The 20,736-nt window shown below is 56.8% G+C and carries 13 protein-coding genes and 2 pseudogenes; 6 read left to right on the top strand and 9 right to left on the bottom strand.

Annotation, left to right across the window (positions count from 1 at the left end):
* The first annotated feature begins 201 nt into the window (after positions 1-201).
* The 3 genes from ABD283_RS07675 (at position 202) to ABD283_RS07665 (ending at position 6,269) form a co-directional block, all read left to right on the top strand.
* Entirely contained in the window at positions 202-1,344 is a 1,143-nt protein-coding gene (locus tag ABD283_RS07675) for a hypothetical protein (RefSeq protein ID WP_344224389.1), read from the top strand.
* Positions 1,341-3,392, top strand: coding sequence for a glycosyltransferase family protein (locus tag ABD283_RS07670; protein ID WP_344224388.1), 2,052 nt, complete (start codon positions 1,341-1,343; stop codon positions 3,390-3,392). Before ABD283_RS07675 ends, ABD283_RS07670 begins: the two co-directional genes overlap by 4 nt.
* 249 nt (positions 3,393-3,641) lie before the next feature.
* Entirely contained in the window at positions 3,642-6,269 is a 2,628-nt protein-coding gene (locus tag ABD283_RS07665; RefSeq protein WP_344224387.1) for a glycosyltransferase, read from the top strand.
* 318 nt (positions 6,270-6,587) lie between these two features.
* On the opposite strand, the gene ABD283_RS07660 is transcribed toward ABD283_RS07665, so the two are convergent.
* Positions 6,588-7,250, bottom strand: coding sequence for an IS30 family transposase (locus ABD283_RS07660; RefSeq protein WP_344224386.1), 663 nt, complete (start codon positions 7,248-7,250; stop codon positions 6,588-6,590).
* A gap of 173 nt (positions 7,251-7,423) precedes the next feature.
* Here ABD283_RS07660 and ABD283_RS07655 point away from each other — a divergent pair.
* Positions 7,424-8,230 (top strand): annotated as a pseudogene (locus tag ABD283_RS07655) (IS481 family transposase); the annotation flags it as partial.
* 4 nt (positions 8,231-8,234) lie between these two features.
* Here ABD283_RS07655 and ABD283_RS07650 read toward each other — a convergent pair.
* Positions 8,235-9,572 carry an ISL3 family transposase gene (locus ABD283_RS07650; RefSeq protein WP_425552814.1) on the bottom strand — a complete coding sequence of 446 codons (1,338 nt, stop codon included), beginning with the start codon at positions 9,570-9,572 and terminating at the stop codon, positions 8,235-8,237.
* A gap of 87 nt (positions 9,573-9,659) precedes the next feature.
* On the opposite strand from ABD283_RS07650, the pseudogene ABD283_RS07645 reads away from it, so the two are divergent.
* Positions 9,660-9,869 (top strand): annotated as a pseudogene (locus tag ABD283_RS07645) (integrase core domain-containing protein); the annotation flags it as partial.
* 547 nt (positions 9,870-10,416) lie between these two features.
* On the opposite strand, the gene ABD283_RS07640 reads toward ABD283_RS07645, so the two are convergent.
* From ABD283_RS07640 to wecB, 6 genes are all read right to left on the bottom strand, one after another.
* On the bottom strand, positions 10,417-10,824 hold the full coding sequence (locus ABD283_RS07640) for a hypothetical protein (RefSeq protein WP_344224385.1): 408 nt from the start codon (positions 10,822-10,824) through the stop codon (positions 10,417-10,419).
* Positions 10,821-11,492: a hypothetical protein gene (locus ABD283_RS07635; protein WP_344224384.1), complete on the bottom strand. Its 672-nt coding sequence runs from the start codon at positions 11,490-11,492 to the stop codon at positions 10,821-10,823. Before ABD283_RS07635 ends, ABD283_RS07640 begins: the two co-directional genes overlap by 4 nt.
* A complete protein-coding gene (locus ABD283_RS07630; protein ID WP_344224383.1) occupies positions 11,489-13,696 on the bottom strand; it encodes a glycosyltransferase in 2,208 nt (735 codons plus the stop codon). The genes ABD283_RS07635 and ABD283_RS07630 overlap by 4 nt, the downstream gene beginning before the upstream one ends.
* A gap of 90 nt (positions 13,697-13,786) precedes the next feature.
* Positions 13,787-14,476 carry a class I SAM-dependent methyltransferase gene (locus ABD283_RS07625; protein WP_344224382.1) on the bottom strand — a complete coding sequence of 230 codons (690 nt, stop codon included), beginning with the start codon at positions 14,474-14,476 and terminating at the stop codon, positions 13,787-13,789.
* A gap of 903 nt (positions 14,477-15,379) precedes the next feature.
* Positions 15,380-16,732, bottom strand: coding sequence for a UDP-glucose dehydrogenase family protein (locus ABD283_RS07620; RefSeq protein ID WP_344224381.1), 1,353 nt, complete (start codon positions 16,730-16,732; stop codon positions 15,380-15,382).
* Between the two features lie 36 nt (positions 16,733-16,768).
* Positions 16,769-17,917, bottom strand: a complete 1,149-nt coding sequence (wecB, locus tag ABD283_RS07615; RefSeq protein ID WP_344224380.1) for a non-hydrolyzing UDP-N-acetylglucosamine 2-epimerase — start codon at positions 17,915-17,917, stop codon at positions 16,769-16,771.
* A gap of 326 nt (positions 17,918-18,243) precedes the next feature.
* Between wecB and ABD283_RS07610 the strand changes: the two genes are divergently transcribed.
* On the top strand, positions 18,244-19,020 hold the full coding sequence (locus tag ABD283_RS07610) for a hypothetical protein (RefSeq protein WP_344224379.1): 777 nt from the start codon (positions 18,244-18,246) through the stop codon (positions 19,018-19,020).
* Positions 19,021-19,030: 10 nt separating this feature from the next.
* On the opposite strand, the gene ABD283_RS07605 is transcribed toward ABD283_RS07610, so the two are convergent.
* Complete coding sequence (locus ABD283_RS07605) at positions 19,031-20,725, bottom strand: ABC1 kinase family protein (protein ID WP_344224378.1); 1,695 nt, start codon at positions 20,723-20,725, stop codon at positions 19,031-19,033.
* Positions 20,726-20,736 lie beyond the last annotated feature (11 nt).

Genomic DNA, 20,736 nt, shown 5'->3' with positions numbered 1-20,736 from the left:
GCACTCCCGGTGCACTCGTACGACTCTTTGGACTCTTTCCTGACTGTTGAAAGGATCCTCGACGGCCGACATGCCATCGAGCACGGTCATGAGGTGACCACGGACCTACTAGTTCTTGACAGGCAGGCGACCACGACCGTCATCACCTTTAACGGTGCGGCCGCGCCTAGAGCAGCTCGTCCTTACTTTCAAGCCACGGGAATGTTGTCGTCGCTGGAGGACCAAGTCGGGCCCATCAATCGCGTACACGTTCATGATGGGCTGCTCGCACATCATGAAGATCTCCGAATCGGTTGGTATCTCGGCACACCAGAAGTAAACCTATCCGCACAATTGACGCGAATCTTAGAAAAAGTACTGCAACAGTTACGCCGAGGACCTGTTGTCATTTTTGGTAGTTCGGCTGGTGGCTTCGCAGCATTAACTCAGGGCGAGGCACTGCCTGACACAATCGTCGTGGCGGCCAATCCGCAAACTGTGCTTGAGCGATATGAGCCGAATTTGTATCGAGCGTGGCTGGAAATTGGTGGCTGGATTCCGAGCGGAGATCCTTTCCCATCACCTTCGAGGATAACTGTTCGGACGGATCTTCGTAAGAACCCGGGGCCGTATAGGCCAAGACATACCTATTTGTTGCTCAACATTAATGACAAGCTACATGTGGGCAGTCACGCTCTTCCCTGGATGGAAGAAAACGCGGGCGGTCGTGCCATATCGGTAGTCGCTGGTAGTACGTGGGGGCCGAACCACGCCCCCGCACCTCGGCAACTACTGGAGTCGTTCTTGAAGAGGGTGATTGATTCTGCGGACGGACAAGGCCCGGTTACCCATGGGGGATCTCTCGGACAAATGATTCCTAACGCAAGTCTAGGAGAAGTTAGGTCTACGTTCCTGCCTTACAAGCTCGAGTCGGAATCTCTTAATGCAGAGATCGACATTCGGAATGATGGAGTTCGATTCTCCGTTCGTGACCCAAAGCCAGGTAAAGCAGTAACAGTCAGCGCGGGTCTTCGTGCGAAGGGTCGGCCTATTTTTCATACTCATCTCCTATCAATGGAGCTCCGGAAAAACGGTGAAGAGTACCGAGGGCCAATGCAAGACACAGTTTGGTCTAGCCATCCGCTTATTGGGCACTTTGTTTATCTTCCCTTATGGGACGGCCATAGTCGTTTCATGAAGACTTTTACGCCCCCGCCGGATGTATCCATTGTCGGCGTTCGTTTCTGCCAATGGGTTAAAGGTACTGACGCACACGTCTTTTTGACAGATGTGCTGATCATGGGAACGGAACCGACAGGCGAGGCACTCGAAGTAGAACTAGGAAAGGACGGCCAGTCCTCATGACCAATCCCTCACTCGTTAGAACTGCACGTACCGGGCTATGGCATCTCCGAAAAGGTGGTCTTTCGGCGCTGATTGAGTGGGAACGGCGTGAAGGACATCTGACTACAGCTCGAACGGGAATCTGGCATTTCCGTCATGGCGGCCTTCAAGCTTTGGTGAAATGGCAGCAACGCCGATCCCAACCTGTTCCAGAACCGACGCGAACCGTCCAAGCTGCTATTGAGCCCCCTTCCAAGAATTCGAGTGACACCCCTACGGTTGGAAAAACCGTGGAACATCAAGAGCCCAAGAAGCAACCGTTGTTGCACACAATAGATTTCGATCCTTACAAACCGAGGGATTTAGGTCCTCGTCGCCCTGATATCACCGCTGCAGTAATTCTGGATGACTTTTCTGCCGGGGCCTTCTCTCACGAGTGGAACATTATCCGACTGAGGAAAAAGGACTGGGTTTCACAGATTAAAGGAAAAAAGATTGATCTGCTTTTTGTCGAGTCAGCATGGCACGGTAACGGTGACGACTGGGCCACGTTGATCGGCAAACGGAAGAATGTCTCTGACCAATTGCGGGACGTTGTCGTGTGGTGTCGAGCCGCAGGGATTCCCACTGTTTTCTGGAACAAAGAAGATCCACCCCATTATCTAGACTTCATCGGTTCCGCAGGTCTATTCGATCTGGTACTGACGACGGACTCTGAACGTATTCCGGCGTATAAGAAAGATCTCGGGCACGATTCCGTCATGGTCATGCCGTTCGCTGCGCAGACGGAGATTCACACGCCGGCTCGGAATGGCTTGGAACGGGATGTGCGTGATGTCGCGTTCGGAGGAATGTACTTCGCCCATAAGTTCAAGAGCCGGCGCGAGCAAATGGATCTCCTGCTGGGCGGCGCCATCGACGCTGAGAAGCGCACGGGTACCAGGTTGGAAATCTTCTCCCGCTACCTAGGGCAAATGGAGAGGTACCAATTCCCGGGAGAGCTCGGAGAACGGGTCGTGGGTTCTCTGTCTTACGACAGCATGCTCCGTGCCTATCGGGCCTACAAAGTGTTCCTTAATGTTAATACCGTGACAGATTCTCCCACTATGTGCGCGAGACGGTTGTTTGAAATTACTGCGTGCGGAACATCAGTCGTAACTACGCCTTCAGCTTCCGTTCGAAGGTACTTCGCAGAGGACGAGATTTTGGTGGCGGATTCGCAGAAGCGGGCCGAGAACCACCTTCGATCGCTCTTGCAATCACCCCAGTTGCGTGACCGTATGGTCCATAGAGCTCAGCGAAGAATCTGGGACGAACACACGTACACCCATCGGGCAGAATCTATTCTGGCGAGAGTGGCGCCACTGAAACATCGCAAGGTAGAGGTCCCGTCGGTAAGTGTGCTGGCCCCAACCATTCGTCCCCAACAACTGAAACACATTGTCAGCAATGTGGCCAGGCAAGAAGACGTCGACGCTCAACTGGTGCTCCTAACCCATGGATTCGACCCCGAACAGTTCGAGCTGCAGCATCTGAGAGAAACATCGGGTCTAAACATTGTCCACGAATCCATTAGCCGCCATTGGTCACTTGGAACCATGTTGAATCGAGGTGTGGAACTCTCCGATGGGACTGTATTGAGCAAGATGGATGACGACGACTTCTATGCCCCGCAGTATCTTCGCGATCTTCTTCGCGCGCTATTCCATAGCCGCGCGGAGGTTGTTGGGAAAGCAGCCCACTACATGCACCTTGCTGGTCCAGACACAGTTCTGCTACGTCAGCCAGACCTCGAGCATAAGTTTGTTGATGGTGTCGTTGGTCCAACTTTGACGGCACGGAGAGAGACATTCCTAGCACATCCTTTCGGGGACAGGACTCGGGGAGAAGACTCACAATTCGTTAAAGATGTCTGTGCATCAGGTGGCAAGGTATATGCGGCCGACCGGTTCAATTTCTGTCAGATGCGTGGACGGGATGATCACACCTGGGCCGTTCATGACCAAGCTTTCCTGGCAACGGGGCGCGTGGAAACTTTCGGAGAACCATTTGCACATGTGACGGTCTAGAACGAGGGACGTAATGATGAGCTCGTACGCACCAAACCCCGCATTGGATGTGGCACTGCCCCCCACCACAGTTGAACTCATTCGACTTTTGCGCAAAGAAGCACATAACTCTAAAACTCTTGCCCAAGATCTGCAAGTGGCCAGAGAGACTAACCAAAAGTACTTGGAAGCTCTCGCGGATAGAGACCGACTGATACAAGAATACATAGAGACTATTCAAAGGATTCGGGCGAATTCAGGGGAGACGGTATGAAGGCGATCAACAAGATCTCTGTAGCCCGAGAGCAACCTAGGGTTCGGTCTGATCAAATAGACGCAAGCATGCGGCTTGAGCAGACCAAACGCAAAGACGAGCATTATGCTACTGAGGGTTTCGTTTTAGGCGTTAAACAGGGCAAGGTGATTCCCTACGTTGATCCAAATCGTCCTGATTACCTCGATCGCCTCGCGGCTGTTGCTGAGCTGGACGTAATGGATCAGCTGGAAGCTCAGGCCTCAGATTTACCGTTGACTTTCGGAAGTAGGCTTCTCAAACGATCCGACACGCATGTCGGAATCATCTCCGGCGCCACTATTGCGGGGCTACTTGAGGGGACTGCCAATTTTCACCAAGTCTCTCCTTGGTCTCCTGATGAGTCTCTCAGTGAAATCGATCTGCTACTTGTTGGAATGCCGGTAGTCGATCGAGAGGAAGCCTGGTCCAAGGCTGAATTAGAACAGATCAAGTTTAAGCTGTTTCCCAAGATCAGAGAACTTGGTCTGCCCATTGTCGTTGTAACTATGTCAGATCCCATGCGTACGAATGCAACGATCACTTTGGCGGAAGACGCGGATGTTCTACTGACCACGAACCCAGACGGGGCCGAAATGTACGGTCAGAAGCTTGCAATGGACGTTCGGATCGAACATTTTCAAGCTTGTTTCAACCCACTATACGTCTCACCTGTTGGACGTGGTCGTCACCGTGTCCAGGGCGCTATGCTCGGCGGCAAACTGCCGGGAACTGGACAGCGTCAGCGTTTCCAGGCTCTTCGTGGTTTATTGACTGGCTTGCGGCGCGAGGATGAGATGCTTGTAGCCTCGCAGGGCGGGGTCGTGGCCGGTCTTGATGAAAAGAGGACCGGCCTTTTTCCCTCAGAGTTTGCAAACGTTCTTACAAGGGATCCCAAGCCAGAACTCAGGTCCAGGGTTCTACGTTTGATGGATCTACACGTCATAGCCCATCTTCATCCGGCATCGTCATTTGCGCACCCACAGGAGACACTTGAGGTTCTCGCCTCGGGAGCTGCGGCCATGTCCACGTACTCTGTGGGACTGAACAATGAATACCCACATGTGCTGCTGCCGGATGGACCTGATGATACCCAACTGCAGATTCGCCTACTGAGATCCGATGACGACCATCTACGAGGTCTACAGTTGGAGGGGATCCGCCGGTCTTTCAATACGAGAACATCCGATCGACTCATGCGACAGGTCTTGAGATTGGTCGGATTAGAGGGGCAAGAGTCCAAGATTCACGTTGTATGGCTCGGTCACGATGATGACAGTGATTTGGGGGCGTGGCGGAGTCAGACTGTGCCTGAAGGAGTCGAGGCACAACGGATCAAATCATCGGAGTCTGTTCCTGAAGATACGGAGATAATCATCGACGCTCCGGTCAATATGCGAGTCAGGCACCATCTCATCCAGGATGCTGTTAATGGGTTCAGGATGGCTTCCGTAGACAGGGTCTTGTTGACTCGCAACGCGCCGAGCTCATCAGTATTTGAACTAACGGAGACGTCCGATGCCGATGAGGAAACCGTAGTTGCCCGATGGGTCGGTGGGGGAGTAGCAGAGCATGACAGTGCCTTTCTTATGGACGGTTCCGCTCTTTCGACAATTGGGAGTGGTTCCGCAGACCTGAGATCAAGTCAAGCAGACCTGTCAGTCATCGTCCCTGTCTACAACAACGGACCCTACCTGCTTCGTAAATGCCTCGAGTCCCTGCGTCGTTCGTCTGCGTTTGAATGTATGGAGATCATCTTGGTCGACGATGGATCGACCAGAGAAGAGACTCGTCGTATCGTGCAGGAAACCGGTTACTTGTGGCCAAACGTCCGCACACACCTCTTCCCACCTGGGGGTTCCGGTAGTGCATCACGTCCGAGAAATCATGGACTTACAATGGTGCGAACTCCATGGGTCACGTATCTTGATCCAGATAATGAGGCTGTAGGTGACGGGTATGCCGAACTTCTAGACTTGTGTCGGAAAACTGAGTTGGATTTTGCAATCGGCGACATGCTTCGTTACGCAAAGACACGTACACTGACTCGAAACGTGGGCATTCTGAAATCAGTCATCCACACTGACGAATCGGGAGTGGGGGAAGTCCCGGAAGATGCACTGAAAAGAATCTCGTTCCAACCCATGAGTATTCAGGCGCTGGTAGCGAAAACAGAATGGCTTAAGTCTTTGAACCTAGTACAGCCATTAGGCGCGCTGGGCCAGGACTCATTGTTCTTTCAGCAAATGCTTCAAGGAGCCAAGAGAATTGCTCTCCTGGACAAGCCCATTCATACATATTACGGGGAAGTGGCCGGATCAGTGGTGAATACCGTCTCACCGATTTTCTTCCAAAAGTATTTGCCGCTGGAGGACGCACGAAGTGAATGGTTGAAACGCGATGGTCTATTCGATGACTATGTATCGAGACGGATGCAGCGCTACGTTTCGGTTTGGTTCCTGCCAAAGTTCAACAACGCGGTTCGTCCTGAGGACAAAGATGAGTGTTTCCGCCTACTAAATACTATCTGCGAAATGTATCAATTGCCGCTTTCCAGGTCGGAGGACGGACAAACAGCTGCACTTCTAGAGATTGTAAACAATTGAACTTGGGTTGATATAGTGAACCATAGAAACGGGATGCGATTTCACGACATGCCGGGGTCTTCGAACTAAATTTCCGCAGCATAGAATGTACCAAAGACCCGGCCGTTGAGTGTTGAACTGACTGCTAACCCGTAACACACAATCGAAAAAATACTGTACGGAGAGAGAGATGCATGCTTCCGAGCAGTAGGCAAGTTCAGGTGGTGAGTGCGACAGCGGTTTGTTGGTCCTTGATTACTGTCTCAAAAATTTCGGCCGGGGTATGGCCCTTGAGGATCACTTGGGCCGGGTGTTGAGTTTGTCCTGGACCTGGTCTAGCTACTGATCGGTGATCGGGTTGAAGTTCGTGCCTTTGGGGAAGTCCCAGCGTAGGTGCCCGTTCTGGCTTTCGTTGTTGGGCCATTGCCAGGGCGAGTGCGGATTGCAGAAATACACCGGGCAGTCGGTGGCCACGCTAAAGCGTGGGTGTTGAGCCATTTCTTGGCCTTGATCCCAGGCCAGCGACTGTTGTAAGGCCTGCGGTAATCCGCTGATCATCTCGGTGAGCCGGTCAGTGACAGCGGCGGAGTCCCTAAGCCCGGGTAACCGGCCGATGAACATGTATCGGCTGGTTCGTTCGACCAGGGTGATCAACCCGGAGTCGTGCGGGCCGGCCAGCATGTCTCCTTCCCATTGACCGGCCAGCGCCCGCCCGGAGTGTTCATCGACAAGCTTCTGAGACCGGTCGGCTAACCGACAGCCCTCCAACCACGGCCGGTTCGAACGAACCGGTAGTTTCGAGGTCGGCTTGCGGCTGATACGCTCCGACTGCAGGGCTTTGTCCACACTCAGCTCCTGCCTCAGTGCCCCTCGGCCTTGAACGAAGAGGGCTTGATAGATGCTTTCACCGGCGATACGCGTGCTCTCGTCATCCGGGAAATCCAGGGGTAGCCGCACCGCGATCTGGGGCGGGGAGTGGCCCTTGTTCAACCGCTCGATCATCGCGGCTTTCAACCGAGGTTAGATCCAGGGTCCTGGGCTTAGGCCGGCCACGGGCCTAGTTGTTGTGGGTCATGAGGTTCTTGGCACGAGGCCCGGGCTGAGATGAGACGAGCGGGCCCCGCCCGGCAGGATGGAAGTTCCTCAACAACCCATCCGCTGGAAAGAGCCCGCTCATGACCCACGCTAACGCACCCCTGACCCCCACCGGCCGTCTGCGCATGGTCCACCGCCACCTGAACGAGGGCATCCCGCAAGCCCATGTCGCCGCCGAGTTCCGCGTCAGCCGCCCCACGGTGGCCACCTGGGTGGCCCGCTACCGTGCCGAAGGCGAGGCAGGACTGCAAGACCGCTCCTGCCGGCCACGACGCTCTCCCGCCCAGCTCGACCCGGCCCTGGTCACCCAGATCCTCACCCTGCGCCGGGAGTGCAAGTGGTCAGCCCGCCGCATCCATCACCACCTGGTCTCTGAAGGCCATCAGGTGTGCCTCCGAACGGTGGGGAGGTGGCTGCACCGGCTGGGCATCTCCCGGTTGCCAGACCTCGCGCCCACGGGTGAGGACCTGCGCCAACGACCGCAGAAGATCACCGCCCGCGGCCCGGGGCACATGGTGCACCTGGACGTGAAGAAGATCGGGCGCATCCCTGACGGGGGAGGCTGGCGTGCTCACGGAAGGGACTGCGAGAACACGCGAGCGGCCAAGCGCGGGTCTGGCCGACGGGTCGGCTACACCTACCTGCATTCGGCGGTGGACGGGTTCACCCGCCTGGCGTACACCGAAGCCTTGCCCGATGAGCGGGCAGCTACGACCGTGAGCTTCTTCTGCCGGGCGAGGGCGTTCTTCGCCGCGCACGGCATCACCGTGGACCGGGTGGTCACGGACAACGGGGCCAATTATCGGGCCGCGGAGTTCACCATGAAGGTCGTCTCGCTTGGGGGCCGGCATCACAGGATCCGGCCCTACACCCCGCGCCATAACGGGGCCTTCACAGCTGAGTGTGGGTAGCGGTTCTCCGCCAGGGGCGATGACCGCCTGCGGCGAGCAGAGCCCGTAACCGGTAGTTGTCGAAGTTGCGGAAGCCGCGGGCGACGCGACGCATGGTCTCGATGACGCCATTGACCGCTTCCGTGGGCCCGTTCGAGGCTCCTGCGGTATCGAAGTAGGCCAGGATCGCGGCCTTCCACCGGCGTAAGGTCCGTCCGAGCCGGGCGATCTCCGGAATGGGACAGGACGGGAAGGCACCGAGAATCTCGGCGACGAGCCGGCGCCCCTGCTCGGGGCGGGCGTGGTAGACCGCGCGCAGCTTCTGGTAGCAATGCCAGGCAAGGGTGACCTCGTGATGCGGGTCCCCGGCCTCGAGCTTCGCGTTGAGTCGGCGGACCTGCCTCTCGGTCAGGTGCTCGGCGCCGATCTGCAGGGTGCGGCGGATCCCGTACAACGGGTCCCCGGCTCTCCCGCGGTGGCCCAGAGTGTCCTGCTGCACGCGGCGGCGGACCTCATCGACGACCTGCCCGCCGAGCTTGACCACATGGAAAGCGTCGAGAACGGTGATCGCCTCCGGGAGCTCGTCGCGGATGGCATTGGCGTAGCCGTGGAACGGATCCAGCGTCGCCGTGCGGATCCCGCTCGTGAACGCCGGCCCCTGCTCGATGAGCCAGTCGCCGTAGGCCGCCCCCGTGCGCCCGGGCACCAGATCCAGCAGTCGTGCCCGGGGCCGGCCGTCCTCGCCGCGGGAGTGGTCCACGATCCCGGTGACCAGCCCGGTCCCCGGCGGACCCACGTGGCGCCAGACGTGCTCGTCCACGCCCAGGGCGTTCACCCCGGCCAGCCGGTCCTCGGCGGCCAGCTGGGCCTCGATGACCGGAGTGATGGCGTCCCAGACGGTGTTCCAGGCGACCCCGAGCATCTCGGCCAGGGCCGAGACCGCGATGTCGTGGCAGCGCAGCTGCGTCACCGCCCAAGCAATCGCGCGGGTGGTGAGCTTGGCCCGCGGTGCCGCCAGCTCGTGGACCTCGCTGAAGGTCGTCACCTCGCACGCCGTCTCATGGCAGCGGTAGCGGCGTTTGCGCCAGACCACCCGCACGGGCACCCCGGCGCAAGGCAGGTCGTGCAGCAGCACCGCCACCCGGCCATGGCCGACGGCGAGCACCCCGCAAGCCGGACAGCCCATCAGTGACGGCACGGTCTCGACCACCAGGGTGAACGAGGAGCGGCGCCGCTCGATCGTGAGCACGTGGACATCGGGCAGGTCGAAGAGCGCGCACGCCGGCGCGCACATAGCATGGGACACGTCGAGGCCTTCGAGGACGGTTGGATTCAGCACCCCCATCCTGGAGGCCTCGACCCCTACCCGACCCCCGTGACACGCACCCCGCTTGGGCCCTTACCCACACTCATTTGGGAAGGGCCCCATAACGGGAAGGTGGAGAGGTACAACCGGCTGATGATCGATGAGGTCCTCTACGCCCGCCCTTACGGCTCAGAACAGGCCCGACGTGAGGCCCTGGCGGTGTGGGTGAACCACTACAACTACCATCGGCCTCATACCTCCTGCGGGGACGCCCCGCCGGCCTCGTTGGTCCCGGCACGAGTCAACAACGTCATGACCTCTTACACCTAGTTAGCCCGGTATTGAGAGATTCTGGCCGTGTATTGGCGAGGGCGCGGGTGAGGACGCCCCTGATGCCTGACCTCGTGAGCACGCAGCTCCCGGACCGCAGTCCGAGCGGTAACAAACGATGGTTTCCGCGATCTGGGACTGGTTAGTCCTTGCTCACGACTCAGCCGGATCAACAGACGATCGGCGAGGCTCAACCGCCTCCCGTGACCGGTTTCGGCCCCGTGGAACGACTCCCAGCCGGCGCGGAAACGCAACAGAGAACCCCCGAGTGCGACTCTGCATGGTTTTCACTCTTACTCCCATCCGCGCCAACGATCGCCACACCGAATGTGGATGAACACCTAAACTGCGGGCTACACCATCGGGCGAAATACCAACCAAAATAGTTTCTAATATCTGATCACGCGAGGCAAGACCCATCACATACGGCATATTATCTCCTGCGACTAAAGATGTCGCACTTACCCCTCGAATCCGCCGCAATAATACCCGAGTATTCCTATCATGGTGTTCCATGCTCATACATGACAAAACCCGTGAAAACGCCCTAAGAATTATGAAGCGGCATGATACCTATGGATCTACGATTACCGTTAACGGACCGAACTTCTGCACTGAGAAAATGAAGATCATCGAACGTGGCACTTGTATCTCCGGGCACAACCTTCAACGTATATGACGAAACTGGCGCTAGCGTTGCAAGTACCGAGACTGAACGGATACCTAACTCGTTGACGGGACCGAGGCTCTGACTGGGACTACCTGTCTCTCCATCGATATCCCAATTGCATTGTTTGTGTTCCAGAACAGGTTGCTCCAAGAACACCTTGAACGGGGAGGAACCATTCGCAATAAACTGCAGAACTATTTTGTTAGTTGGTTCAACAGGATGAATTGAAATACGCAATTCGCCATTGCGACGAGTAAAACTCGCTTCAGCAGGAGTAAGAGTCATGATGCGACTAGTCCTTTCGCAAAATCTGAGGTCCTCAAGGTCAGGCCAACAGATTTAAAGAGTTTCTGATACTTGGCAAAATCTGAGATGGTGTTTAACCAGGACGCCGGGACCACGTAAGTCCCAACCTCTAGCTCAGTGCCTAGCACTGCTAAAACCGCCAATCGCCTGTGCCAAAGATCAATGGAAGCGGTTAAAGAGCTGCCAACCTGCTCCACATTTACTGGGATCCAACGTTCCCGCAAGGTGGCCAAATTACCCGCAGCACTGGCGGTGCGTAGCAGATGAAGCCGGTACAACGATGATGGCGAAGAAAGCTCCGACTGAGGCACTTCACCTGGAGACCGAGAATCAACCCACATCTCAAGACCGCCGAGTGGCACATCCGAATGTTTCCATCTCACGTTGTCGGGAAAAACTACAGGTTGATCGTTCAAACTCAATAAGATCTCTAGCGTGGCGGGATGCAAAGGCACATCAGTATGGAGACCACCACTGGCAGACGTCCAGAACGTTAGTGCCTCTGCAAGTGCCAATCTCGATTCAGGTACTTCGTAAATAGGAAACTCAATAATCAGAGGGGATCCAGCCGGGGTGCCATCATAATCCGTTGGTTCCGCATCTATACAGAACCTGCCGAAAACATCTTTAGAGTGGGTTAAATTCACGGTTTATTCCCTTCTGACTTCCGCGCATTCGTCAACTTTCGCTGAAGGAAAGACAGTGAAAGAAGAGCAGACTTAGTATAAATCCTGGTGAGATCACGACGGGAAGACAGCACGCTCACAGCATCTTCAAGAGAGTCAACAACTACGAGATATAGTCTCGCGCAATTATCTTGAGCCCGCACATCAAACCATGAGAAACTCTCCGGCGTTACCGACAAGAAATCCGTGAGCTGGAGCTTTTCCTCATCAACTGACTCTAGCCAGGTAACCAAATACTGACGATTGTCCAGATTTACGCGTACTTCATGAATCAACTCTGCAATCTTGGATTGGAATACTTGTCCTGGACTAGCCGACGGTTCCGATAACCTTTCATGGATGTGAGGCCTTAGATCTGTCCCAAGCACGTTCGCTTTCAATTTGGGTGTAGAAACACGGTGAGGAATTGCTCGACAGCGCAAGTCGACCAACTGAGGCCAAGAAACGTTACGGATTAGCAGAGGGGATCCAATTTCATTCCCGTCTTCATCAATCACGGAAACAGCCGGAGACTCGGCATTCTCGATATCAAGTCCCATCTCCAATACCTCAGACGAGAATGCTGGATTGATTTCTACCTGTCGATCTGTAAGGTGATCTGGTAGCCAGATCATAAGCTGACTTGTTTCAGAGCTAGAATTTTTAGCCCGTTTCGCTGTCTTCCAATAGACAGATTCGGAGTCATCTCTCACCAGAGGATCTACGGTGCTTCTATACCACATGTGAGTTAGCCTAGCTCCGGTTTTCTGATTCCCAGTGTCCTTCTTAGTGACCTGCTCTGTGTGCCGCCTACGTAGGGTCACGAATCGTTCACAATGTACAAAACGTATTCCCGATCTAAGAGCCCGCAATGCCAAATTGTTATCAATCGCGGATGTGAGTGTTTCATCATAGGGGATCTCACGGAGAAGACTTTTTTCAACTAGCCAACTTGGGTGTCCTGCAAACCCCCCAGTGGGGAGAGCACCCAGTAAAGTCGGTTCGGCGTCGGAATGGAATATCAATTCGCCGGTCTCATCCTCGAAATTGAGAAGATTACCCACACAACCACGAACGCCCGCGGTCATACACTGAAGCTGCACTTCTAAACGATCGGGTAGCATTAGATCATCGTCATCAAGGACCGCAATATAGTAACCGATTGCAGCGTTCGTACCGTGATTGCGTGCAGCAGAGATTCCAAGCGGTGACTGACGAATGTAACGAATCCGACTGTCCTGCACGCTCTTTACCGCAACATCGGTACCATCATTAGAACCGTCGTCTACAATTACTACTTCTATGTTTTGAACGCTTTGATAGAGGCAAGAATAAATTGCGTCTAGCAATTGTTGTTTCCTATTTCTCGTAGCGATGACGATGGAGATGAGGGGGGATTCTGAAGGCGCGTTCAAAGTCGCATTACGTACAATTGAATCGTCGTTACGAAAAATGGTTCGATTATAATCAACAGCCGCCTGTCCCTTTGGATCAGAACGCAGACTATCCGGGATACGAGGATGCCAAACATGAAAAAGCTCATCAGCGTCATTCCCCGCCCATTCCTGACGCCAACCAGCGTGCCTAAGTCTCTTTGTCAGATCCACGTCCTCAAGCCCATAAGTATGCATTCGCTCATCGAGACCTCCAACCTCCAGGTATGCAAACTTCGGTGCCAATACCAATCCATGGCCCCATCTTGAGTGCGACCTCGCATTGGCGCGTAGAAAGTCCCAGTCCATCTCTTGGGTATTGAGAGCGTACTCGCTCACTTCCTCCGGCAGGTCCCAGACCTGGGAGTTGATGAAGCCCCCAGGAGAGGTCTCTAGTCGTGCAACATGTTTCTCGAGGCTTCCTGGCACCCATAGCATATCGACATCATCAGTCTGCACGTAACGACCCCTGGCCATACCGATAGCCCTGTTCAAGCACACAGACTTGTTCCAATTTTTGGCTTCGGTACGCAACCACACTGCATCCATTTCTTGACAGACTCTGCGGACTGGCCCCTCATCATCACTTCCATAGTCCGAGACGATGACTTCGAGACTCAATTTGCCAGCCGCAGCATGAAGACATTCGATTGCGCGCTTAAGCCGAAGAAGGCCGCGATTCCGAAACGGTACGATGACGCTGACGTCAACGAGGCTCGGTTTCGATTGGACTGATAATAGTTGGGCAGTCACTAAACTTGAAGCCTTTCAAATGAGGGCGGGAAGGGGGGATCCTCAACTCGACGATTTTACCAGTTGGGAACGCGCTCGACAACGTGGGCTCTATCCACGCTTTATGTAAACAGTTGATCCATGCAGGGAAAATAAGAGTGACAAGCCTTCAAAATCCCGGAGCCATTCATTGGAGATTTCTTTCTCGATAGCCCTATTCGTGTCATCGAAAATCACGATAGATTCTGGTTCAAGGCGCGAAAATAGCCGAGGGACTGCCGGGTACCTATCCCTAGAAGTTCCCCCCGTAATCGGTCCGTCAATCAATAGTGCATTTATCGAGAGTTCATGCGGAAGTACCGATGAATCGTACCAATTGTAATTTGTATTCGATATGGTCATGTCTGCTAATGGGGAATGCAAAAGAGAACCAAAATTTGTTAGCGAGTAGTATTCAATTTTAGCCTCCATTTCTGACAAAAACTTCTCATCTTCCTCCATGCTAATAATTCGTCCATGGGGGTTGTACTCCTTGAGCGCAGCACGAATCCATAACGTGGAAATACCGCTGCCCAGCTCCAATATAGTTGGTGGTTCCAATGAGTTTCGTACAAAATCCACCAAAACAGCGATCGCCTGGTAGTCGAGGCCCCAGCCTCCAGCTGGAGGAAAGTAACGAATTTTGGGTAAGACATTTCGTAAGAAGCCAATGGCGTCAGCTTCAGCAGCGATGTATTCGTTCGACTTACGAAATCTGTATGGGATCAGTTCGAATTGCTTAGATTGGTCCGGTGTCAACATAAGTATGCTCCAGGTATTTAGTGGAGAAAGTTAGATTGGAAATGAATGATACCCGGCAAGTAATTCTTTTACTGCCATAAATTCTTGCCAGTCAGTCCATGTATACGGAGTACACCCCGCATCTACCGACAACTTTAGTGTCAGTGACAACCGCTCTACATCTGAGTGGTTGTAAAAATTGGTGTTATGCCGTTCCCATAAGTTTCGGAATTCGACGATCCTGTCCTGGACCGTCCAGCTTGAAAATCTATTGATTCTCCGGGGGAAAAAGCGTGTTATGTGGTATCCCGGAATAGTCAACGAGTGATTGGGGAGCATTGCGTCGATTCCGAGAAATGGTGTGCGGGCCCAGGCCCTCATGAAACCGTGGAGTCCTTGGTCCGGCGTGCGCTCCCTATGGGGCTGGAGTCCGTTCAGAAGGTGTACGTGGGACGTAACCAGATCAGTTTCTGACGAAAAGTACACAGATCGCATACCCGATGCGTCCTGGTACAGCGAGAAACTATGAGAATGCCCCAACAAAACGATATGCCGACCGCCCAGTTCGTCTAACAGCTCCAGGAATGAGGATTCATCACTGGCAGCAGCTTCCGCAAGCCGTTGGGCCGGAGTCATGTCCCGTTCATCGTCGCCCGCATAAAGGCACAGTCCATGGACCAGAACCCACCGATCACCATCACCAACGGCAACTACTTCAGGGGTCTCCAGATGGTCATGCGCGAAGAGCCACTCGGAGTCTCCAAGAGACACGGTGGACCAACCTTCCGGCAGAGTGGGGGATGAATCCCTGCGGAAGATCACAAACCCCCGGGGGTAGGGGTGTAGTGCGACCACGGAATGCCTTCCGTTCGGAGGGTCCAGGTTCCCCCAGTCGGGGGATGAGGGAACCTGGCTGTTAGCTAGTTACTTCTTGATCGATCGTCCAGACGCCATGTACTTCCAGCCGGCGTTGATCCACTGTTCCGGATCCAGCACGTTACGGCCGTCCACAATGGTGCGTTCCCGGACGAAAGGCTCCAGCTGTTCGGGGGTCAGCTCGCGGAACTCCTTCCACTCGGTCAGCAACAGCACGATCTCAGCGCGGGCCACGGCCTGTTCGATCCGGTCCACGTAGTCCAAGCGAGGGTAGCGCTTGGCCGCGTTGTCGTTGGCCTTGGGGTCGTAGACGTGCACCTCGGCGCCCATGGAATGCAGGCGAGCGGCGATGTCCAGGGCGGGGGAGTCACGGACGTCGTCGGATTCGGGCTTGAACGCGGTACCGAGCACGGCAATGTCGCGGCCGTGAACGGAACCACCCAGCTGCTGAACGGCCAACTGAACGGTGTGCTCGCGGCGTCGTAGGTTGATGTCGTCCACCTCGGCCAGGAACCGGACCGACTGGTCCACACCCAACTCGGCCGCGCGGGCACGGAGTGCGCGGATGTCCTTGGGGAGGCAACCTCCGCCGAAACCAACGCCGGCGTTGAGGAACTTACGCCCGATGCGCTCGTCCAGGCCGATCGCGTCCGCCAGTGTGCGAATGTCACCGCCCACGGTCTCGGTGATCTCGGACAGCGCATTGATGAACGAGATCTTGGTCGCCAAGAAGCTGTTCGCAGCCACCTTGACCAGCTCAGCGGTCTGGTAGTCGGTGATGATCAGCGGAATATCGGCGGCCAGCTGCGACGCGTAGACCTCACGCAGGATCTTCTCCGCCGCGAGCGCTTCCTCCGTGTACTGCCCGTTGGCATCGGTTTCCAGACCGAGCACCATGCGGTCCGGGGTCAGCGTGTCATCCACGGCGTGGCCCTCGCGCAGGAACTCGGGGTTCCAGACCAGGGTGACCCGAACGCCGTCGGCGGCTTTTTCTCGTGCGAGCTCCTGCAGGCGAGCGGCCGAACCGACCGGAACGGTGGACTTGCCCACGATGATGCAGTCGCGATCTGCCGCGCTGGCGATCGCCTTGACCGCAGCGTCCACATAACGCATATCCGCCGCGTGGCTCTCGGCCTTCTGCGGGGTGCCCACGCCAATGAAGTGAACGTCACCGAACGGGACGGCCTCCTCATAGGACGTGGTGAACCGCAGTTTGCCCGTGCCAATGTGCTTGGTCAGCAACTCCGGGAGGCCGGGCTCATGAAACGGAACTTCACCGGATGCCAGGGCATCGATCTTGGCCTGATCCACGTCCAGGCCGATTACCTCGTGGCCCAGCTCCGCCATGGAGACAGCGTGGGTTGCACCCAGGTAGCCCGTACCAATGACCGTCAGTTTCATGTGTGTCCTCTTCCCCCAGGGTTACGGATGGACTAATTAGACCTGCGAATCGAAATCCGGAATACGCTCGCCAACACCGAACATCTGAGAGATGGCTGCGACCGTACGGGCGCCGGCCTTGCCGTCACCGTAGGGGTTCACGGCGTTGGCCATGGCGTCGTAGATGGCCTGGTTGTTGAGCAGGCTGTCCACTTCCTCCACGATGCGCTCTTCGTCGGTACCGATCAGCTTGACGGTGCCGGCCGTCACAGCTTCCGGGCGCTCGGTGTTCTCGCGCATCACCAGCACGGGCTTGCCCAAAGAGGGGGCTTCCTCCTGGACTCCACCGGAATCGGTGAGCACCAGGTGTGCCACGGACAGCATGCGGGTGAACTCGCCGTAGGCCAGCGGCTCGGTGACCACCACGTTGGGCAAGTTCTCGATGGCGGGCAGCACGGCTTCACGCACGGCCGGATTGCGGTGGACGGGCAACACGATGGTCAGGTCCGGCTCAGCAGCCGCAATACGAGCTAGGGCGCGTCCGACGCCGCGCATGGCCTCACCCTGATTCTCACGGCGGTGGGTGGTCACCAACAGCACACGCTTGCCGGACTGAGCGATCTCCTCGAGCTGCGGATCGGAGAAGGGCAACTGCTTCTCCACGGTGTGCAGCAGGGCATCGATCACCGTGTTACCGGAAACCACGATGTCTTCGGGAGTGATGGCCTCGCGCAGCAGGTTGTCCCGAGACGTGGAGGTGGGTGCCAGGTGCAGGGACGCGATCTGGGAGGTGAGCTTGCGGTTGGCTTCCTCCGGGAAAGGAGAGAACAGATCGAAGGAACGCAGGCCGGCCTCCGCGTGGATCACGGGAATGCCGCGGTAGAAGGCGGCAATGGCACCGGCGGTGGAGGTAGTGGTGTCACCCTGGACCACCACGGCATCCGGGGCGTTCTCGGCAAAGATCTTGTCCAGGCCGTCCACGGTGCGGGTCAGCACGCCATTGAGGGTCTGACGGGGCTGGATGATGTTGAGATCGTGATCGGGGGTGATCTCGAAAATCTCGTTCACTTGGTCAAGCATTTCGCGGTGTTGACCGGTCACGGTGACCACGCAGTCGAACAGGGGGCTTTCCTGCAGTGCTTTCACAATGGGAGCCATCTTGATGGCCTCCGGACGAGTGCCGTAGATCGGCATGATCGTGTGCATGAATATACCTCTTCCAGGTGCAAACGCGATCACGGCGATGCGCTGGGGGAATGGCCCTAGGGGGTGGGCCACAGCTGCACCGCTGTAAGGGACGCGACATTCGCTGTCAGTCTAGGACACATTGCCCACGGATACCCGTAGCTAAACGGCTTTATCCCCCATAACCTGGGACGATACTGGAAGGTAACCGTGCCTAGAAATCCATTTTGTGGCCTAGGATGTGTACGTCGGTGCGATTAAGGAGCACGATGAACCGCCCCCTCGGCCGGGTTCGTCCCCAGTAGGAGTCGCCGACATCAGCGAGAGAATTGAGCAGGGGAGTGTCCATGGCAGCTGCGCGCAGCTCATCGGATGAAGACAACGCAGCACCACACGCGACCCGCCGGAATGCCGGTGTCGCCACCCGAACCATCACCAGATCGTCAACGCTGATCACGTGTTACAACTCTCAGGCACAACAGTTGAGCATTCCCAACGCCGCCCTTGGTGAAGCGTTCACGGGATTACAAAAACTGACCCATGAAATCGTGAGGCTCAACTCCGAGCGCCTGGACCCGGATGCCATGGAAGTCACCCTGATGAGGGTAGGGCCGTCAGCCTTCGACCTACAGACCAACATCAAGGTAGCCAACTCAGGATTTCTCAGCGTGCTGGTGCCGCCACGTACAAAGAGTGCCACACGCGCGGTGTTGGACCGCGCTACCACGTTGTTCGGGGCCGTGGGGGAAGCTGGCATGTTGCTGGCCGCTCACCCCGGGTGCGAACTGCGGTTTGTGGAGACCTCGCACGGAGCGAATGTCGAGATCCTGGTGAACCAGCTACCGCGCTTGATTCTTCCGGCGCCGATGCTCGAGACCGTGCGGGCCTCGTCGATCCAAGAGGCCCTGCGAATGACACTGGTCCCGCTGCTGGACCCGGAATTCTCCTACGTGACCATCCGTGGCGAACTTCAGGGCGTGAAGGGCCTGGCCAATCAGGTGATGGAAAGCAATGAACACCTACGGGCGTTCGTTCACGGGGCTCAGCTCAAACCCAAGTCCTTTGAACCCACCCAGGTGATCCCCAGCCCAGCCCAGCAACAGTGGGACCGGGACCGCAACTAGTCGCCCGGTGCTACGAGAGACCCCTGCGGCGTTTACCCCGTAAGGTGCGCACCAGTTTGCGGGCACGGTCAACGTTGGAGGAGACCGCCAAGTACCCGCTCAGCACACCCACCGTGGACATTCCTCCCACGATAATGGGTGTGTGATATTTCTTCCATCGCTCCGGATCCGACGCGACAATGTGAGCGGTGCCGTTGATCGATGCGGCAATGATGCCGCCGGCCACCACCTGGTGACCGATCTTGGCGCCACTCTTCATCACCGGCTCCAGTTCTTCGGTGCGCAGGTGAACGTCAAAGCCACCGCGTTCGAGCACCACGATGAGCCGGCGAACATACTCGGGGATGTCCACGCTCATCTGCATGGCGTCCTCCACCGAGCTGCGCAACCGCGCCATCAATGCGTCCGGTGACAATCGGTGCAGGATGAAGCGCTCCGCATAGGGCTGCAGCACGGACACGAGGTCGAAGTGCGGGTCCAGGCCGGTACCCATGGATTCAGCGGTGACCAGCATGCGCAGCAGCAGCGCGGACTGCCGGGGCAGTTGCAGCTTGTGATAGCGCAGCACGTGCACCAGGTCGCCCATGAGCTCACCCACGCGCACCTCTTCGAGGGGCTTGTTGGCGTAGCGGCGCATCATCACGGCCACGTCCCGCTCGAGGTCCCGCTTGGAAACATCGTGCTCACCGGTGGCGGTCAGTCCCAATAGGCCGGTGGTGGCACGGCGGGCATTGCTCTGCACCACGCCCAGCATCAAGGTGATCAGGTGATCGCGAAACTCCTCGCTGAGTTCGCCCACCATGCCGAAGTCAATGATGGCAATGCGCCCGTCCGGTTCCACGAACAAGTTGCCCGGGTGCGGATCCGCGTGGAAGAAGCCGTCCTCGAAGACCATCTTGCAAATGGCGTCCGTGGCCTCTCGCGCCAGCAGGTGGCGATCGACTCCCGCGTCCTCCAAGGCCGGGTAGTTGTTGATCTTGACTCCGAACATCCGCTCCATGGTCAACACGCGGGAGGAGGTGGCCTCCCAGAAGATCTCCGGGATGTGGATGCGGGGGTGGCCCGTGAAGTTCTCGGCCATCCGTTGGGCGTTGCGGGCTTCCTGCAGGTAGTCCAGTTCACCGCGCAGGGAGTCGTTGAACTCGTTGACCAAGCCTTCCAGGTCGTAGTCGCGAGCGGCCGGCCAATAGCGCGAAGCCAATTTGGCCAGGTCGCTCATGATCTCCAGGTCTCGGTTGACCTCGTCCATCACGCCGGGGCGGCGGACCTTCACGATCACGTCGCGCCCCTTGTAGGTGGCGATGTGCGCCTGCCCGATGGATCCGGTGGCCACGGGGGTGGGGTCGATGTGCGCCAGAATCTCCTCGGCCTGCGAATCGGGTTCGGCCTCGATCAACGCGGCGATCTGGTCCACGGGTACGGGCGGCGTGTTGTCCTGGAGCTTATGCAGTTCATCCGCGTAACCGGGCGGCAGGAGATCGGGACGAGTGGAGACCAACTGACCCAGCTTGATGAACGTGGGCCCCAGCTCTTCGAGCGCCATGCGCAGGTGCTCCGGTTGGGTGTGGAAGGTCTGCGTCTTGAGCAGTCGTGCGCGCGCCAACGGCGCCCGCCATTCGGGCTTGATGCCGCCCACTGCAAAACCGAAACCGTGTCTGGAGAGGACCTCGATGATCTGGATGAAGCGATCGCGGCGAGAAATCATAGGGGTCTAAG

It is taken from the genome of Kocuria atrinae, assembly GCF_039531425.1.
Taxonomy (GTDB): Bacteria; Actinomycetota; Actinomycetes; order Actinomycetales; family Micrococcaceae; genus Kocuria; species Kocuria atrinae.
Note: the sequence above shows the minus strand (reverse complement) of the source record. Positions and strands in the feature narration are given on the sequence as shown.

Bases quoted from the DNA above. Each gene is read 5' to 3' on its own strand.
- ABD283_RS07610 (WP_344224379.1), top strand. From the start codon at position 18,244: ATGGCAGCTGCGCGCAGCTCATCGGATGAAGACAACGCAGCACCACAC.
- ABD283_RS07605 (WP_344224378.1), bottom strand. From the start codon at position 20,725: ATGATTTCTCGCCGCGATCGCTTCATCCAGATCATCGAGGTCCTCTCC.
- wecB (WP_344224380.1), bottom strand. From the start codon at position 17,917: ATGCACACGATCATGCCGATCTACGGCACTCGTCCGGAGGCCATCAAG.
- ABD283_RS07640 (WP_344224385.1), bottom strand. From the start codon at position 10,824: ATGACTCTTACTCCTGCTGAAGCGAGTTTTACTCGTCGCAATGGCGAA.
- ABD283_RS07660 (WP_344224386.1), bottom strand. From the start codon at position 7,250: ATGATCGAGCGGTTGAACAAGGGCCACTCCCCGCCCCAGATCGCGGTG.
- ABD283_RS07625 (WP_344224382.1), bottom strand. From the start codon at position 14,476: ATGTTGACACCGGACCAATCTAAGCAATTCGAACTGATCCCATACAGA.
- ABD283_RS07665 (WP_344224387.1), top strand. From the start codon at position 3,642: ATGAAGGCGATCAACAAGATCTCTGTAGCCCGAGAGCAACCTAGGGTT.
- ABD283_RS07670 (WP_344224388.1), top strand. From the start codon at position 1,341: ATGACCAATCCCTCACTCGTTAGAACTGCACGTACCGGGCTATGGCAT.
- ABD283_RS07620 (WP_344224381.1), bottom strand. From the start codon at position 16,732: ATGAAACTGACGGTCATTGGTACGGGCTACCTGGGTGCAACCCACGCT.
- ABD283_RS07675 (WP_344224389.1), top strand. From the start codon at position 202: ATGTTGTCGTCGCTGGAGGACCAAGTCGGGCCCATCAATCGCGTACAC.